General features: G+C 60.8%; 11 protein-coding genes and 1 tRNA gene. 8 read left to right on the top strand and 4 right to left on the bottom strand.

The features are described from left to right. Position 1: 1 nt before the first annotated feature. Positions 2 to 1,363, bottom strand: a complete 1,362-nt coding sequence (locus ABRP93_RS02895) for a dicarboxylate/amino acid:cation symporter (RefSeq protein WP_239275744.1) — start codon at positions 1,361 to 1,363, stop codon at positions 2 to 4. Between the two features lie 378 nt (positions 1,364 to 1,741). Here ABRP93_RS02895 and pcp point away from each other — a divergent pair, with 378 nt between their 5' ends. Genes pcp through nrfD form a run of 4 tightly spaced genes read left to right on the top strand, consistent with a single transcriptional unit; the run spans position 1,742 to position 7,841 of the window. Beyond that, positions 1,742 to 2,338 carry a pyroglutamyl-peptidase I gene (pcp, locus tag ABRP93_RS02890; RefSeq protein WP_239267931.1) on the top strand — a complete coding sequence of 199 codons (597 nt, stop codon included), beginning with the start codon at positions 1,742 to 1,744 and terminating at the stop codon, positions 2,336 to 2,338. 47 nt (positions 2,339 to 2,385) lie between these two features. Next, positions 2,386 to 5,661 carry a formate dehydrogenase-N subunit alpha gene (gene fdnG / locus ABRP93_RS02885; RefSeq protein ID WP_349886831.1) on the top strand — a complete coding sequence of 1,092 codons (3,276 nt, stop codon included), beginning with the start codon at positions 2,386 to 2,388 and terminating at the stop codon, positions 5,659 to 5,661. Continuing rightward, positions 5,662 to 6,729, top strand: coding sequence for a 4Fe-4S dicluster domain-containing protein (locus ABRP93_RS02880; protein ID WP_349886829.1), 1,068 nt, complete (start codon positions 5,662 to 5,664; stop codon positions 6,727 to 6,729). It abuts the gene before it with no gap. After that, a complete protein-coding gene (gene nrfD, locus ABRP93_RS02875) occupies positions 6,726 to 7,841 on the top strand; it encodes an NrfD/PsrC family molybdoenzyme membrane anchor subunit (protein ID WP_349886828.1) in 1,116 nt (371 codons plus the stop codon). Before ABRP93_RS02880 ends, nrfD begins: the two co-directional genes overlap by 4 nt. 16 nt (positions 7,842 to 7,857) lie before the next feature. On the opposite strand, the gene ABRP93_RS02870 is transcribed toward nrfD, so the two are convergent. Together ABRP93_RS02870 and selD are read right to left on the bottom strand one after the other, a co-directional pair. Next, positions 7,858 to 8,439 carry a hypothetical protein gene (locus tag ABRP93_RS02870; RefSeq protein ID WP_239267925.1) on the bottom strand — a complete coding sequence of 194 codons (582 nt, stop codon included), beginning with the start codon at positions 8,437 to 8,439 and terminating at the stop codon, positions 7,858 to 7,860. Between the two features lies 1 nt (position 8,440). After that, positions 8,441 to 9,430, bottom strand: coding sequence for a selenide, water dikinase SelD (gene selD, locus ABRP93_RS02865; RefSeq protein WP_349886826.1), 990 nt, complete (start codon positions 9,428 to 9,430; stop codon positions 8,441 to 8,443). Positions 9,431 to 9,507: 77 nt separating this feature from the next. On the opposite strand from selD, the gene ABRP93_RS02860 reads away from it, so the two are divergent. The 3 genes from ABRP93_RS02860 to selB all read left to right on the top strand — a co-directional run bounded on the left by ABRP93_RS02860 (position 9,508) and on the right by selB (position 12,739). Next, positions 9,508 to 9,602: transfer RNA gene (locus ABRP93_RS02860), tRNA-Sec, on the top strand. Between the two features lie 23 nt (positions 9,603 to 9,625). Then, positions 9,626 to 10,954 (top strand): L-seryl-tRNA(Sec) selenium transferase, encoded by a 1,329-nt coding sequence (gene selA, locus ABRP93_RS02855; RefSeq protein WP_349886824.1) that lies wholly within the window; start codon positions 9,626 to 9,628, stop codon positions 10,952 to 10,954. Then, positions 10,955 to 12,739: a selenocysteine-specific translation elongation factor gene (gene selB, locus ABRP93_RS02850; RefSeq protein ID WP_349886823.1), complete on the top strand. Its 1,785-nt coding sequence runs from the start codon at positions 10,955 to 10,957 to the stop codon at positions 12,737 to 12,739. A gap of 15 nt (positions 12,740 to 12,754) precedes the next feature. Here selB and ABRP93_RS02845 read toward each other — a convergent pair whose 3' ends face one another. Then, positions 12,755 to 13,960: a hypothetical protein gene (locus ABRP93_RS02845; RefSeq protein WP_349852581.1), complete on the bottom strand. Its 1,206-nt coding sequence runs from the start codon at positions 13,958 to 13,960 to the stop codon at positions 12,755 to 12,757. Between the two features lie 214 nt (positions 13,961 to 14,174). Here ABRP93_RS02845 and ABRP93_RS02840 point away from each other — a divergent pair, with 214 nt between their 5' ends. Beyond that, complete coding sequence (locus ABRP93_RS02840) at positions 14,175 to 16,121, top strand: BCCT family transporter (RefSeq protein ID WP_023026229.1); 1,947 nt, start codon at positions 14,175 to 14,177, stop codon at positions 16,119 to 16,121. Positions 16,122 to 16,153: the final 32 nt, after the last annotated feature.

The raw sequence follows: 16,153 nt of genomic DNA, 5'->3' as shown, positions 1-16,153 counted from the left end.
ATTAAGCCTTAACGCTTACTTCCTCGTCGGAGTCTTCCTCCATGATGTGCTTGACGCCATTTTCGGCTTCATCCCACACTTCTTGGTTCTGGATGCCTGCACGCTTGGCGACGACCGTCGCGCACAATGCCTGACCCGTGACGTTCAGCGCCGTACGCCCCATATCAATGATGGGCTCAATGGCCAGCAGTAAACCGACGCCGGCCAATGGCAGGCCCAGAGTGGACAGGGTCAGCGTGAGCATAACCGTTGCGCCGGTAGTACCTGCGGTAGCCGCAGAACCAATGACGGAGACGAAGATGATGAGCAGGTACTGCGTGAGGTCTAGGTCCACGCCATAGAATTGCGCAACGAAGATCGCGGCAACAGCAGGGTAGACGGAGGCGCAGCCATCCATCTTCGTAGTAGCGCCGAGCGGCACTGCAAAGGACGCATACTCGGTGGGAACGCCCAAGGCGCGTTCGCTGAAGCGTTGCGTTGCGGGCATAACACCCATGGAAGAACGGGTGACAAAGCCCAAGGACGTTACCGGCCAGATGCGCTTGTAGAATCCCTTGACCGGAATATTGTTAAACTTCAGCACTGCGGGGTAGACCACGGCGAAGACGAGGGCCAGACCCACATACATTGCCAGAACGAACTTGCCGAGAGAGCCAAGTGCATCCCAACCGTAGGTAGCAACGGCCTTACCGATAAGCGCTGCGGTACCAATCGGAGCCAGGCGGATGATCCACCACAGGACTTTCTGGATGACCTTGAGGAAGGACTCCGTAAAGTGCAGGAAGGGATCGGCTGCCTTACCAGTCTGTACGGCGGCGATGCCAATGGCCAAGGAAATAACCAGCAACTGGAGTGCACCGAAGTTCAGGGACACCTCGCCATCGCTGGCAGAGGCCGTAAGTCCAATGAAGTTTTGTGGCAGCAGCTGCTCAAAAAAGGCAGTCCATGAACCAACGCTAGACGGATCCCCCGCAGTGGATGCATCGACGCTCGTGCCAGCACCGGGCTTCAAGACTAATGCCACGACGATGCCCACGAGGACGGAGAAGAACGCCGTAATGGCGAACCACACCAAAGTAGAAATGGCCAGTGACGCTGCATTGGCAACCTTGCGCAGGTTGGCCACCGAGGTGACCACTGCGGCGAAGATGAGCGGCGGAACCATGACCTTCAATAGTTGGACATAGGCGCCACCAACACCGCTGAGCAGGCTGGTCAGCCACCCTGGATTATCTGGATCGGTATCCATTCCAGATGCAATCAGTCCCAGGATGAGGCCGATGATAAGGCCCGCAATGACTTGCGCGCCAAACCCCGTTGCCCAGCTAGGCAGCTTGGGGCGAGAGGAAACTTTTTGTGTCATAGAACGTCCTTTAAAAATAAAATGAACAGGTCTGACTATTTGTTGAGTACGGTTCTGTTCAACTTCAACTAGTTTCACTTTATTCCACACGTCAAACCGCAAAGAAAAAGGGTCTCGTTTGCAGCAGGGGAATCGCTAAGACTGCTCTGCAGACAAAGCAGTTCAGTACCTACTCTCGCTTTCGCCTTCAGCCGCGACCTCCATCCCCGCCCTTTATCCCCTCATCCGGCAGACCCGCCCTTCGCGCTCACCGCGAGCACGGTGCCCCGCTAAAGACCGCCGCCCGTGAGCGCGAAGGTCGGTTGTGCACCACGAGGAAACTAAGAGAACAGCGCTGAATCAATGCAGCGGGGCACCGTCAGCTGTCATACTGGAATGATGAAGATTCTGGTAACTGCTTTTGATGCCTTTGGTGGCGAAGAAATTAACCCTACGGAACGCGCGCTGGATAAGCTGCCGGACGAAATTGGCGGAGCGCAGATTATTAAGCACCCTGTGCCAACAGTGTTCGGTGAAGCACTGAAGCAAGCGATTGCTGTGGCCGAGGAAGAAGACGTGGACGCGGTGGTCTGCCTGGGGCAAGCCGCTGGGCGCGGCCATATCACTCCGGAACGAGTAGGTATCAACTTGGCGGATGCCTCCATTCCGGATAATGCAGGAAATCAGCCAAGCGATGAGTCAGTGGTTGAAGGTGGCCCTGCCGCGTACTTTTCTACCCTGCCGGTTAAGGCAATGGTCACAGCGATTCAGGAGGCGGAGATTCCGGCACGGGTCTCGACTACCGCGGGAACATTCGTCTGCAACCATCTGCTCTACGGCCTGTTGCACCATTTCAAAGATACGCAGGTAAAGGCAGGCTTTATCCATGTTCCGTTTATTAAGGAGCAGGCTAAAGAAAACAGCCCGATGCTGGAGCTCGCGGACGTCGTGCGGGGAGTGGAATGCGCGATTAGCGCGGTGGCGAAAAATGCTTAGGGTCGCCTTGCTAGAGAATTTTTCCGCCCAAATATAGATTTAAAGTCATGTCTCGCTTAAGTCCTCTCAACTGGCCGGTCGTGCGCCAGCTGCGTAGCGGCGATCCCTTTGGCAGGGATATCAATACGCAATCAACCAAGAGTAAGGAAAAGCACGGGCGCACGGTAGAAGCTGACCGCGTGGTGCAATCCGTATGCCCATATTGCGCGGTTGGTTGCGCCCAGCGCGTATACGTCAAAGATAACCGAGTCATCCAGATTGAGGGCGATCCGGATTCGCCGATTTCGCGCGGGCGTTTGTGTCCCAAGGGCTCGGCATCGGAGCAGTTGGTCAATTCCGCAACGCGATTGACCAAGATTAAGTACCGCGCACCGCACTCCACCGAGTGGCAGGAGCTGGATGAAGACACCGCGATGGACATGATCGCGGATCGCTTCTTGGAGGCGCGCCGGAAGGGCTGGCAAGACACCGATGACTCGGGGCGGACTCTAAACCGCACGATGGGTGTCGCTGGACTTGGTGGCGCGACCTTGGATAATGAGGAAAACTACCTCATTAAGAAGCTTTTTACCGCTGCCGGTGCGGTGCAGCTCGAAAACCAGGCGCGCATATGACACTCCGCCACAGTTCCTAGTTTAGGAACTTCGTTTGGCCGCGGCGGCGCAACCCAACCGCTGCAGGATATGGCGAATGCTGATTGCATCGTCATCGAGGGGTCGAATATGGCAGAGTGCCACCCGGTGGGATTCCAGTGGGTCGTAGAAGCCAAAAAGCGTGGTGCCCGCATTATCCACGTGGATCCGCGGTATACGCGTACCTCTGCGTTCTCCAACCGCCACATTGGCATTCGCGGCGGTACCGACGTGGTGCTGCTAGGCGCGGTTATCAACCATATGCTCCAAAATGAGCTGTACTTCCGCGACTATGTCGTTGCATATACCAATGCGCCGATGATTATCTCGGAGGACTACCAGGACACCGAGGAACTGGACGGACTGTTTTCTGGCTATAATCCGGAAACCGGCACTTACGTGACCGATTCGTGGCAGTACGTGCAAAAGCCGGAAGGTTCCTCCTGGAATGTCGAGCGCGATGACACCCTGGAGCACCCGAATTCGGTCTTCCAGATTCTCAAGCGCCACTATGCGCGCTATACCCCTGAGCTGGTAGAAGAAACCTGCGGCATCGCGCAGGAAGACTTCTACTACCTAGCGGATTCCATTGCGCAGAACTCCGATCCGGAACACACCACGTGTTTCGCCTATGCCTTGGGCTTTACCCAACACACCTTGGGTGCGCAGTTCATCCGTACCGCCGCCATTTTGCAGCTTTTGATGGGCAATGTGGGCCGCCCGGGCTCGGGAATCATGGCCTTGCGCGGGCACGCCTCCATTCAGGGCTCTACCGATATCCCGACTCTCTTCCACTCCCTACCCGGCTACCTGCCCATGCCGAGCGTGGAAAAGCAGACGTGGCCGGAATTTGTGGACGAGATCCGGGATGAGTCCCAAAAGGGCTTCTGGCAGATTGGCGAGAATTACGCCGTGTCCTTGATGAAGTCCTACTGGGGAGATGCGGCGACCAAGGAAAATAACTGGGGCTATGACCTCATGCCGCGCATTTCCGGCGCGCATTCTACCTACGAAACCCTGCAAGCCATGCTCAATGGTCAGGTGGAAGGCTACTTCGTCTTCGGCCAAAACCCGGCGGTGGCGCAGTCCAATGGTGGCATGCAGCGCCGTGGTTTGGCATCGCTGAAGTGGCTGGTTGTGCGCGATTTCCAGGAAATCGAAACCGCATCGTTCTGGAAGGACGCGCCGGAGATTAAAAACGGCGAGCTGAAGACGGAAGACATCGAAACCGAGGTCTTCTTGATGCCCGCTGCCACCCACGTGGAAAAGGCTGGTACCTTTACCCAGACGCAGCGCATGCTGCAGTGGCGCTTCCAAGCGGCACCGCCGCCAGGCGATGCCAAGAGCGAGCTGTGGTTCTTCTACCAGCTGGGTAAGAAGCTCAAGGAACGCCTGCGCGATTCCACTGATCCGCGCGATCTCCCGCTCCAGAAGGTGACGTGGGATTACGTGGAAAATGAGGAAGGCGAGCCGAACTCTGAGGACGTCCTCAAGGAGATCAACGGCTACTACCTGGATGGTCCACAGAAGGGCGAGCTTTTGCCCTCCTTCGTGGAGATGAAGAATGACGGCACGACTTCCGGCGGCTGCTGGATCTACACCGGCGTGTACAAGGATGGCGTCAACCAGTCCGCGCGCAAGGTCCCGGGTTCGGAGCAGAACGAGGTTGCGCCCGAGTGGGGCTGGGTCTGGCCTGCTAATCGCCGCATTTTGTATAACCGCGCTTCGGCCAAGCCGGATGGCACCCCGTGGTCCGAGCGCAAGAAGTACGTGTGGTGGGACGAGGCCCAGGGCAAGTGGGTAGGCGATGACGTCCCTGACTTCCCAGTGACGAAGTCGCCGGAGTACAAGGCTCCTGCCGATGCCGTCGGTCCAGACGCCCTCGATGGCACGGACGCCTTCATCATGCAGGCGGACGGTCGCGGCTGGCTCTTTGCGTCTTCCGGGCTTTCCGATGGCCCCTTGCCCACCCACTATGAGCCGCAGGAGTCCCCGGTTACGAACGTGCTGTATAAGCAGCAGCAATCGCCGACGCGCTTGACCATCAAACGCCCGGATAACCTGCAGCGCCCAGAACCGGGGATGCCCGGTGCGGAGGTGTTCCCGTTTGTATTTTCTACCTACCGTCTCACGGAGATGTACACCTCGGGTGCGATGTCGCGCCGCCTGCCTTATCTGGCGGAGCTGCAGCCGGGCCTATTCTGCGAGGTGGATAAGGACTTGGCCGCAAAGCGCGGCCTGGAAAATGGCGAGTGGGCGACGATTATCTCGCCGCGCGGTGTGATTGAGGCGCAGGTTTTGGTCACCGATCGCATGCAGATGCTGAAGATCAATGGGGAAGAATTCCACCAGATTGGCCTGCCCTTCCACTACGGCGAGTCCGAGACCACCGCTGTGGCAGGCGACGGCGCTAACGATCTCTTGGGCCTTACCCTCGAGCCGAATGTGTTCATTCAGAACTCGAAGATTGGTGCCTGCGATATCCAGCCGGGCCGCAGGCCGAGGGGAGAAGGCCGCTTGAAGCTGCTCAAGCAGTACCAAGAGCGGGCGCAGTTAAGCGTGGATTCCGGCAATGATTTGTTGTCGGTTCCGGACTCGTTTACCTATAACCCGGAGCCCGAAAAGCATGGCCAACTTGGCGCGGATAGTAGTGATGATGAAACGGCAAGTAAAGGCGAAGAAGGTAAGTAAATGACTAATCTACTGACCGAGGACGCGGGCCGGCACGGCTATGATTCCTACCGCCGCATGGCCTTTTTCACCGATACGTCCGTGTGCATCGGCTGCAAGGCCTGCGAGGTGGCGTGCAAGGAATGGAACCGCAACCCGGTAGAAGGATATGACGTCACCGGTGATTCCTATGACAACACCGGTGCCTTGGGTGCTAATACGTGGCGGCACGTAGCCTTTGTGGAACAAAACAATGACCGCATTGAGATGGCGCGCGAAGAGGGAAAACAGCTTATTTCTCTGGGCATGCCCACCATCGGTGGAAAGCCGGACGAGGTCGATACCACTCCGCCGGATACGGATACGTTCCGGTGGTTGATGTCCTCGGATGTCTGCAAGCACTGCACGCATGCAGGGTGTTTGGACGTGTGCCCCACGGGCGCGCTCTTCCGCACCGAGTTTGGCACCGTGGTTGTCCAAGATGATGTGTGCAATGGCTGCGGAACCTGCGTGGCGGGGTGCCCCTTTGGCGTCATCGAACGCCGCGATGATGGTGGGGTGTCGCTGAAATACGATAAGACCGCGACCGTGGATTATCAGGATAATTCACACGCCGACATTAATGTGCTGAAAAAGCTCAAGCAGCTCAAGCAGCGCAAGCCCCAAGGCGCGGATCACACGCCGGGCGAGGCGATGCCGATTAAGAATGTGGGCGTCGCTCAGAAGTGCACCATGTGCTATGACCGCCTGAAACAGGGCGAGCAGCCGGCGTGCTCCAAGACGTGCCCCACCGATTCCATCCAATTCGGTACCTATGAGGACATGCTGGCCGCGGCGAGGGATCGCGTGCGCGCCCTGCACGAACAGGGCATAACGGAGGCGCGGCTCTATGGCGCCAATGATAACGATGGCGTGGGCGGAACCGGCTCTATCTTCTTATTGCTGGATTCGCCAGAGGTCTATGGCCTGCCGCCGGACCCGCGCGTGCCCACCGCGGATTTGCCGAGTATGTATAAGACCGCGGCCAAGGCCATCGGCGGGATGGCGCTGGCCGTGGCGGGTTCCTTTTTGATTGGAGGGCGCAAATGAGCGGTTTTGATGAGTACCGGCCACCGCAGCCGGAGCGGCCGAACCGCTACCGCAACTTCGATGGGCCGAAGCGCAAGAAGAAGCGCAAGCGCCCGGGTGCGGGTGCGCAGGATGGCTTCAAAGAGGAGCGGATGGCCGAAGACTTCGAGTTTTCTTCCTATTACGGCCGGCCGGTAGTCAAGGCCCCGCCGTGGGAGTGGCCCATCGGTGGGTATTTCTTCTTGGGCGGCATTGCCGGCGGTTCGGGCCTTCTCGCCACCGGTGCACAGGCCGCAGGCAACGCACCTTTGCGCCGGACCACGCGGGTCGCGGCCTTTGGCGCGGCGGCCGCCGGTTCGGTCTTTTTGATTTTGGATCTGGGCCGGCCGGAGCGTGCGTTGAATATGTTCCGCGTCTTCAAGGTGACCTCGCCGATGTCGCTCGGATCCTGGCTGCTCGCGGGCTTTTCCACCGCGGCGGCGATTCCGGCTGTGGTAGAGGTTGATAACGCGACCAAGCGGAAGCTGCCGCTGCCGAAGTGGCTGCGCGCGAGCCTGGGCAAGGCCGCAACTCCGGCCGGGGTGATAACCGGCCTGCTCGGTGGCCCGCTAGCCGGATATACGGCGGTATTGCTGTCCAATACGTCCAACCCGGTGTGGAATGACATGAAGCGGCACCTGCCCTATGTCTTTGTATCCTCTGCCTCGGCAGCGGCCTCTGGCTTGGCCATGGTCACCACCCCGGTGAAATACGCCGGTCCCGCCCGCGCCTTGGGCATGGCGGCCGCGGCCAGCGATATCGCGGCGACGAAGGTGCTAGAACACAATATGGAGCAGGAGCCGCGCGAGGAATTGCATCGCGGCACGCCGGGAAAGCTCATGCGCGCCTCGGAGTACTTGATTACCGCTGGCGGTGTGGGCAGCGCGGTGGCAGCAGCGACGAAGTCCCGCGCCGTATCCGTGGCTTCGGGCCTGGCCTTGATGGCCGGATCCGCGTGCACGCGCTTTGGCGTGCTCAACGCGGGCTTGGCGGCGGTCAAGAACCCGGCCACCACGATGGGTCCGCAGAAGCGCCGCGCGGAGCGGCGCCGGCGCGAGCAGGGGCTTGCCACCGACGTACTCAGCGCAGGCTAGCGAGGACTGGCCAGGCTTAGTCGAGGTTGGCGAAGGAATCGGCGAGTTCTTCACCGATCTCCTGCATGCGCGATTGCTCGGCCTCTAAGGACTCGGAATCGCGGTGGAGGTAATAATTGACGGCCGCGTCATGGACCGTGGTCACGCAGGTGGTCGAGATGGCATCCTCAACCTCCCAGGCCGAGCAATAAAAATGCCGGTCCGCGGCGGTGAAATCGAATGGCTTGTACTCATTTCCCGCACGGCCTTGGGCGGCATTTTGCTTATCGATGTCCTCATTGACCAGCTGCAAGTAGCGCTCCGCCGCCGCATCAGGGTCATCGGGGCATACGGCCTCATTATCGGACTCGTATTTCGTGCCCAGCACGCTAACCTTCTCCGGCGAATCGCCGCCGTAGAGCACGGAGAAGGAGTCATCCTCATCGCTGGTGGAATCGGGATCCTGGTTAGCGCCTATGAGGGTGTCTGGCAGGGAAGTGCGCAGTTCCGATAATTCGATGGGCGAGCAGCTGCGGTTGGTGGTCTCGTCGGCGCAGGCGACAAGGCCCGCGCCGAGGGCGAGGGTGGCAAGGGGAAGGCTAAAAATGCGGTGATTCATCTTAGGAAATGGTGATGTAGGCATCGTTAGAAAGCGGCTTAGTGCGACCAATGACCGGGTAGCCCGGGACCTCGCCGATGATGAGGAGGCCGCCGGAGGTTTGGGCATCGGCAAGCAGCACTAGCTCTTCCTCCGAGAGGGAGGAGGGCTGCAGGTGTGGACGCACCCAATCCAGGTTGCGGCGCGAGCCGCCCGGGATGAAGCCCTCCGCGAGGGCGTCGGTGGCACCGTCCACAGTGGGCACGGCGGAAAAGTCCAGCTCGGCCGACGCCCCGGAGGCGCGGCACATCTTGTACAGGTGGCCGAGTAGCCCGAAGCCGGTGACATCGGTGGCCGCGCGCGCACCGGCGGCGACTGCATCCTGGGCGGCCTGGCGGTTGAGCGCGGTCATGGAATCGATGGCGGCCTGGGATACCTCGCCGGTGGCCTTGTGCTTATTATTCAAAATGCCCACGCCGATGGGCTTGGTCAGCGTAATGGGCAACCCGGCCTCAGCGGCATCGTTGCGCATGAGCTTAGCGGGATCGACGATGCCCGTCGCGGCCATGCCGTATAAGGGCTCCGGGGCGGTAATGGAGTGGCCGCCGGTAATGGAAATGCCTGCCTCAGTGGCCTTATCCATGCCGCCGCGCAGCACCTCGCGTAGGACGTCTAGGCCGAGCTTCTCATTGGGCCAGCCCACGAGGTTGATGGCGGTAATGGGGGTGCCACCCATGGCGTAGACATCAGATAGCGCATTGGCCGCGGCGATCTGGCCCCAGGTATAGGGATCATTGACCATGGGGGTGAAAAAGTCCGCGGTAGAAATCACGGCGACGCCGTTGTCGATCTTGACCGCTGCGGCATCATCGCCATCGTCGAGGCCGACCAAGACATTAGTATCGGCCTTGCCGATGAGCCCTTCTACCGCCGATTCCAATTCCCCGGCGGGAATCTTGCAGGCGCAGCCGCCACCGGCGGCGAAAGAGGTTAGATTAATCTGCTCCGTCATGGTGGTCATTTTACCCGCCGGAAAGTGGTGGGGGCGGCGGCGGTGGGCCGCGCGCGGGATCTGTAAAGTAGCCAGGCGGAGGCGTACGTGTCCTGGTGGGCGCCCCGGTCTTCAAAACCGGTGAGGCCGAGCATCTCGGTCTGGCAGGTTCGATTCCTGTCCGTCTCCGCCAAAAGCGCGCAAGGAGGAAAACGAGTGCCGAGCCATAACGCTGGTCGCCCCGCGAATAATGCCCGTGAGCCCCGCCGGAATTTACCCCGCATGGATGAGCTCTTGCGGCTCCCCGCGGTAGAAAGCGCGCGGGAGATACTCGCCGAACACGCCATCCGCGCCACGATTCAAGGCGTGCTCTCCGCCGCCCGCCGCGGGGAGGTGCCCGTTGCCGGCGTGGAGGAAGAAATAGCGCTAAGGCTGGCAGACCACAGCACCCATTCTTTGCAGCCGGTCATCAACGCAACCGGCGTGATCATCCATACGAACTTGGGCCGCGCCCCGTTGCCTGCGGCCGCGATCGACGCGCTGCAGGACGCTGCCGGATATACCGACGTGGAAATGGACCTAGACACCGGGCGGCGCTCGTCTCAGCGCGGTGCCGGTGCCACCCAGGCGCTGTTGGCGGCGTGCCCTGGCGCGGAGGACGCGCTGGTGGTCAATAACGGTGCGGCGGCCTTATTACTGGCCACGGCCGCGCTGGCGCCGGGCAAGGAGGTCATCATCTCGCGCGGCGAGCTGATAGAAATCGGCGCGGGGTTCCGCCTGCCGGAACTTATTGAATCCACCGCGACCCGCCTGCGCGAGGTGGGTGCGACCAACCGGACGCACCTGCACGATTATGAAGGCGCGCTGGGGGAGGAGACTGGTGCGATTTTGAAGGTGCACCCGTCCAATTTTCGGATTGAGGGGTTTAGCTCGTCGGTGGGCGTGGGCGAGCTGGCGCAGCTGGCGAAGAAGCAGGGTACACACCTCATCGTGGATCTCGGCTCGGGCATGCTCACCCACGATCCGGTGCTGCCAGACGAGCCCGATATTCACGCGCAGCTGAAGGCCGGGGCGGATATCGTCATCGCTTCTGGCGATAAGCTTTTGGGTGGGCCGCAGGCCGGGATCCTGTTGGGCACTAAGGACGCGATTGCGGCGGTGAAAAAGCACCCGTTGGCGCGGGCGGTGCGCATAGATAAGCTGCGGCTTAACGCCTTGGAGGCCGCGATCACAACGCCCGCCAATGCGGTGCAGCAGGCGCTCCACCTTGATCCGGCGCGCCACCGCGAGCGCACCGAGGCCATCGCCGCGGCGGTGGGCGGCGAGGTTGTTGACCACGCTGGCCGCGTGGGCGGGGGAGGAGCCCCCGAGTACCCGTTGCCCGGCGTCGCGGTATCCCTGCCGGAGGAACTTGCGCCGAAGCTGCGTCGGCACACCCCGCCGGTGGTGGCGCGCCAGCACCAAGGCCGCTGTCTCATTGACGTGCGCTGCGTGCCTGAGGCCCAGGACGAGGTGCTCATCGCGGCTATCCGGGCGGTGATGTAGGTGTACGTCATCGCGACCGCCGGCCACGTCGATCACGGCAAGTCCAGCCTGGTGCGCGCCTTAACGGACATGGATCCGGATAGGTGGGCCGAGGAAAAGCGCCGCGGGCTGACCATTGACTTAGGCTTTGTGTGGACGTCGCTGCCTTCCGGTGCGGACGTGGCCTTTGTCGATGTCCCCGGCCACGAAAAGTTCTTTGGCAATATGCTCGCCGGGGTGGGGCCTGCCTCCGTGGTGCTCTTCGTGGTTGCCGCGGACGAGGGCTGGCAGGCCCAATCCACCGACCACCGCGAGGCGCTGCACGCGCTGGGCATCGAGCACGGCATTATCGCCCTGACCCGCAGCGACCGCGCCGATGAAAAGCGCCGCGCGGAGGTCACCGCCCAGGTGCGCACGCAGTTTTCTGCCACGCCGCTTGCCGATGCCCCCATTATCCCCGTCTCCTCCCACACCGGCGAGGGCCTGGCGGATCTTGGCGGGGCGCTCGATGACTTGGTGGCCCGCGTGCCCGCACCCGACACAGACGCCCCGGTGCGCCTGTGGATCGACCGCGCCTTTAGCGTCAAGGGCGCGGGAACCGTGGTGACCGGGACGCTGAGTGCTGGCACGCTGCGCACCGGCGATGCCCTGGTGCTCTCCACCGCGGCAGGGGACAAGCGCGTGGAGATCCGTGGCCTGCACAGCGAAAATACCGCGCAGGAATCCTTGGGCCCCGTCACCCGCGCCGCGGTCAACCTGCGCGGGGTCGATGCCGCCGATATCCACCGCGGTGACCTGCTGCTGAGCCCCGATGCGTGGCGCGGCGTCGATACCGTGGACGTCCACCGCACTTTTGGCACCGCGCTTGATGAACTGCCCGATAACCTCGTGGTCCACTGCGGTACCGCCGGGATAGAAGCGCACCTGCGGCCGCTGTCAGCGGGCTTTGCCCGCCTGCGCCTATCGCGCGCTCTGCCGCTGGTCATCCTGGACCGCCTAGTGATCCGCAGCCCCGGCGGCCGCCATGTCAGCGCCGGCGTAGAGGTCATCGACGTGCGCCCGCCGGAGCTCGACCGCCGCGGTGCCGCCCGCAAGCGGGCTAACGCACTGGCTGAGCTAAGCTCCTTTCGCAATCCTTTCTCCTACCTGAAGCGCGTGGGCTATGCCCGGCGCGCGGACCTGGCACTCGATGGTTATGACACCGACGCTACGCCGACGGGCATCATTAACTTCCACCAGTGGTGGATTGCCGCCAGCCAGGTAACGCGCTGGAAAGAAGCTCTGACTACCGCGCTGCAGGAACACGCTGCGGCTAATCCGCTCGCACCCGGCATGCCGCGCAAGGCGGCACTCGATGCCTTGGATCTCAAGGAAGAAGGGCTGCTGCGCCTAGCAGTAGCCGCCGCGCACGCGGAGGAATCCGAAGGGCTTATCCGCCTGCCCGGCCACAGCGTGGATCTCGGCGCCGCCGAGCCCGCCGTGACTGAGCTGGAGCGCAGGTTAAATAAAGATCCCTTCGCGGCACCAGAGGCGCACGAACTTAAAGAGCTGGGGCTGAGCGAAAAAGAACTGGCCGCCGCCGAGCGCGCCGGGCGCCTGCTACGCCTGAAAGACGGCATCATCCTCTTACCAGGCGCGCCGGGCAAAGCGCGGGAGCTCCTAGTAGAACTCGAGCAGCCCTTCACCCTGTCCGCCGCGCGGCAAGCGCTGGGGACCACCCGCCGGGTGGCCATCCCGCTGCTGGAATATCTCGATGCCCACGGCATTACCCGCCGCGGCGAGGGCGGCAAGCGCACCTTGCGCTAAGCAGAGGCGGCCGACTTATTTGCGATGGTTTCCGCCGCGCGGGCGGGACTGCTCGCGCGCCACGCGCCGGGCACGCACGCGGGCGGACTCGGAAGAAAAGCGGCCCGGTTCCTCCGCGACGGGAAGCGCGCGCCAGCTCAGGTTCTGTGCGCCCGGCATGGACGAGACCAAGTCGGCCAAGCCGCTGCTAGCAGGCGGTGCCGCCGCCTGGTCCTTCTCGTGGGCACGAGGCGTGGGTGGGGTAGTAGGCACTTCTTTTTCTGTGCCTTCTTTTCCGTTCTTGGCGCCGCTCTCCTGGGCAGCGTCGTTCTCCGGGGCAGCGCTGGGCGTCGCGGGCGAGGCTTCGGCAGAACCAGTGACCGCTGTGGCTGCGTCGGTGTTGGGGCTGACCGGGCGCCGGGAGCCGGTGGGAAGATCGCCGGCAATGTCGCTGGACTCCAGCGCGAACTCCCATTCCTCGGGCGGGGCTGGGGTGGCAGGACGGGAAGTGGTGGCATTAGGCAGCGCGGTGCGGCCGGACGGCACGCGCAGGGGCGGTACCGCAGGGGAGAATAATTCGGCTTCTGTGGCATCCGCTACCGGGATATCCACCGCGATCATCCCGCCGCCGCTATAGGCACGGGCGGCCACCGTGGCACCGGAAACTTGTGCCGCCGCATACGCGGCGCGCAGGCCCGGCAGCTGGCTCAACGTGCCGCACGGGCCGAGCACAGTATCGCCGCAGGAGGCCACGACGGCATCATCGATGACCTTGAGCGTGACAAAGAACTGCTGCGTTTCAAGGTGAGATAGCTGCGAATCAGTCAGATCGCCCGCCGCAGTGTCAACCACTGCACCGTGGCCACCGGCGAGCAGCGCCGATTCGGCAGGCTGGTCATTGACCGGCACCATCCACGGCCACAGCCCGAGGGAGACGGCAACCTCGAGTTCGCCGTCAACGATGCCGACCGTGGCCACCGTCTGCGGAGTGGCCTGAGAGGCCTTCAACCGGTGCAAGTCCGGGTATTCGGCTGCCTCAACTTCATCGAGAAAACCGATGAAGCCAAACTCAGAACGCACCCGCCAGCCGTTGGAGTAGGTATCGGGCTCTAAGGAGACATCGATAAGCGCGGGCTCACCACCCACACCAGGGATGCTGAGCGCCGTGCCGGCGATGACGTGATCCAAGATCACGACGTGTTCCACACCGAAGTAGCTGGTAGGAAGCGGATAAGCCATCATGGGTATAAACGTCACCTCGAAGGTTAAATGCTGGCATGAAGGGTGCTATTTATTTTACGCATGTGGGGGTAATGGCATCCTCATCCGGTAATTTTCGCGAGATTTGGTTAATGTATAGGCACCTCTCGGTTGTTGATTTTTGAATAAACGAATAGGAGCAGGTGCTATCTCTTCTACATCCACACCTCAGCCCGGAACCAACCCGGATGATGGGGTGAATAACACCGCAGAAAGCCGCAAGCGCGTGCGCGGAGCCAAGCGTATCCTCCGGGAAATTACGTACCCGCACAATATCCATCCGGCCCTCGTTCCAGGCGTATCTGTTGAAGATCAAAAGATTAAATATGGCGTGGATAAAACCATCCTGAGCGTCGTGGGTGGGCTCATCGTCGCCTTCGTGCTGTGGGGAGTCCTTGCTCCAGAGCAGGTGTTTGATTCTTCTTCCGCTGCCCTGGATTGGGTCATGCGTAACCTCGGATGGATCTTTACTGCGCTGGCAACATGCTTGATGTTTTTGCTGCTCATCTTGGCGTTTTCAAAGTACGGCAAGATTCCGCTCGGCGTCGATGGGGAAAAGCCAGAGTTCTCCACTCTTAGCTGGGCGGCCATGCTATTTGGCGCGGGCATCGGCATCGGCATCATTTTCTTCGGACCTTTTGAGCCCCTGAGCTACTATCTTTCACCGCGGCCAGGCGCCTATGAAGCCGCAAGTGATGACGCTGTCATGGGTGCTATGGCCCAAGCCGCCATGCACTGGGGGATTAATGCTTGGGCTATCTACGCCATCGTCGGGCTCTGCGTAGCGTACGTCTCCTTCCGCCGTGGTCGTGTACCGCTGATGAGCTCCATCTTAATGCCGCTTTTTGGCAATCGATCTACGGATTCCGCACCGGCGCGAATCATTGATGGCTTAGCGATTATCGCAACGCTCTTTGGCACTGCAGCCACTCTGGGTATCGGCGCCCTGCAAATTGGCCGCGGAGTGGAGATCGTCAGCGGATGGTCCACCGCCGGAAATACCGCGGCGCTCATTATCATCGTTGTGCTTTCTATCGGCACCATCTTTTCCGCCGTATCCGGTGTGGCGAAGGGAATTCGGTGGCTTTCCAATATCAATCTGGTATTGGCATTGGCACTCGCCCTCTTTTTCTTTGTCATCGGCCCCACAGCCTTCCTAGCGAATATGCTGCCCGCCGTCATCGTCGAATACCTCGGTGAAATGCCCAATATGCTCTCCGCGAACATGGGCCAGAGCGAAGACATGGTGTCCTTTTTGTCGTCTTGGACTACTTTTTACTGGGCATGGTGGGTGTCATGGTCACCATTCGTTGGCGTATTCGTGGCCAAAATTTCCCGCGGGCGCACCATCCGGCAATTTGTTCTCGGCGTGTTATTAATTCCATCTGCCATCATTGTCTGTGCCTTCACCATCTTGGGCGGTACCACCATTTGGCTGCAGCGCCGCGATGGCGATATTGCCCCAGACGGCACTATCGATTCCATGCCTGCAGCAGAAGATATGTTCTTTACCGTTTTGGATCACTTTCCCGGATCAGAATGGATGGCTCCGATTGTCATCCTCATGCTCGTGGTATTTTTCATCACCACGGCCGACTCTGCGTCCATCGTCAATTCCCAACTGACACAGCGCGGCAATCCCCAGCCGAAGCCTCTGGTAACGATTTTCTGGGTTATTTGCATGGCCGGCATTGCCGTTGTGATCCTATTAGCTGGCGGCAAAAATGCGCTGCAAGGCTTGCAAAACTTGATCACCGTCACGGCCCTGCCGTTCGCCGTCATTATCGTGCTCATGTGCATTGCCCTCGTACGGGAATTGCGACATGATCCTGCAGCGATCCGCGATTATTATGCGGAAGAAGCTGTCTCTAATGCCGTTATCCACGGTGTGCGCGAATACGGTGACAACTTTGCCCTTACTGTCGAACCCACCGATGATGATTCTGATTATGCTACCGGTGGCAAGTTTAACTCCACTGCCGCGGAGGTCACCGAGTGGTACGCGCGCACCGATGAGGAAGGCCATGCCATCGGATATGACTACGAAGCCGGCCGCTACGTGGATGATGATCCTTCGGTGGCCGATGGTGAGTTCGTATCTGGCTCCGCCGAAGACGATACGCAGACCCCGCCAGCTCATTAAGGCTTGATAATTATTGTCAGGTACAGTCACAG

Source organism: Corynebacterium sp. KPL2850, assembly GCF_040225855.1.
GTDB lineage: Bacteria > Actinomycetota > Actinomycetes > Mycobacteriales > Mycobacteriaceae > Corynebacterium.
Note: the sequence above shows the minus strand (reverse complement) of the source record. Positions and strands in the feature narration are given on the sequence as shown.

Coding starts and splice junctions, on each gene's coding strand:
- ABRP93_RS02895 (WP_239275744.1), bottom strand. CDS start 1,363: ATGACACAAAAAGTTTCCTCTCGCCCCAAGCTGCCTAGCTGGGCAACG.
- pcp (WP_239267931.1), top strand. CDS start 1,742: ATGAAGATTCTGGTAACTGCTTTTGATGCCTTTGGTGGCGAAGAAATT.
- ABRP93_RS02880 (WP_349886829.1), top strand. CDS start 5,662: ATGACTAATCTACTGACCGAGGACGCGGGCCGGCACGGCTATGATTCC.
- nrfD (WP_349886828.1), top strand. CDS start 6,726: ATGAGCGGTTTTGATGAGTACCGGCCACCGCAGCCGGAGCGGCCGAAC.
- ABRP93_RS02870 (WP_239267925.1), bottom strand. CDS start 8,439: ATGAATCACCGCATTTTTAGCCTTCCCCTTGCCACCCTCGCCCTCGGC.
- selD (WP_349886826.1), bottom strand. CDS start 9,430: ATGACGGAGCAGATTAATCTAACCTCTTTCGCCGCCGGTGGCGGCTGC.
- ABRP93_RS02845 (WP_349852581.1), bottom strand. CDS start 13,960: ATGATGGCTTATCCGCTTCCTACCAGCTACTTCGGTGTGGAACACGTC.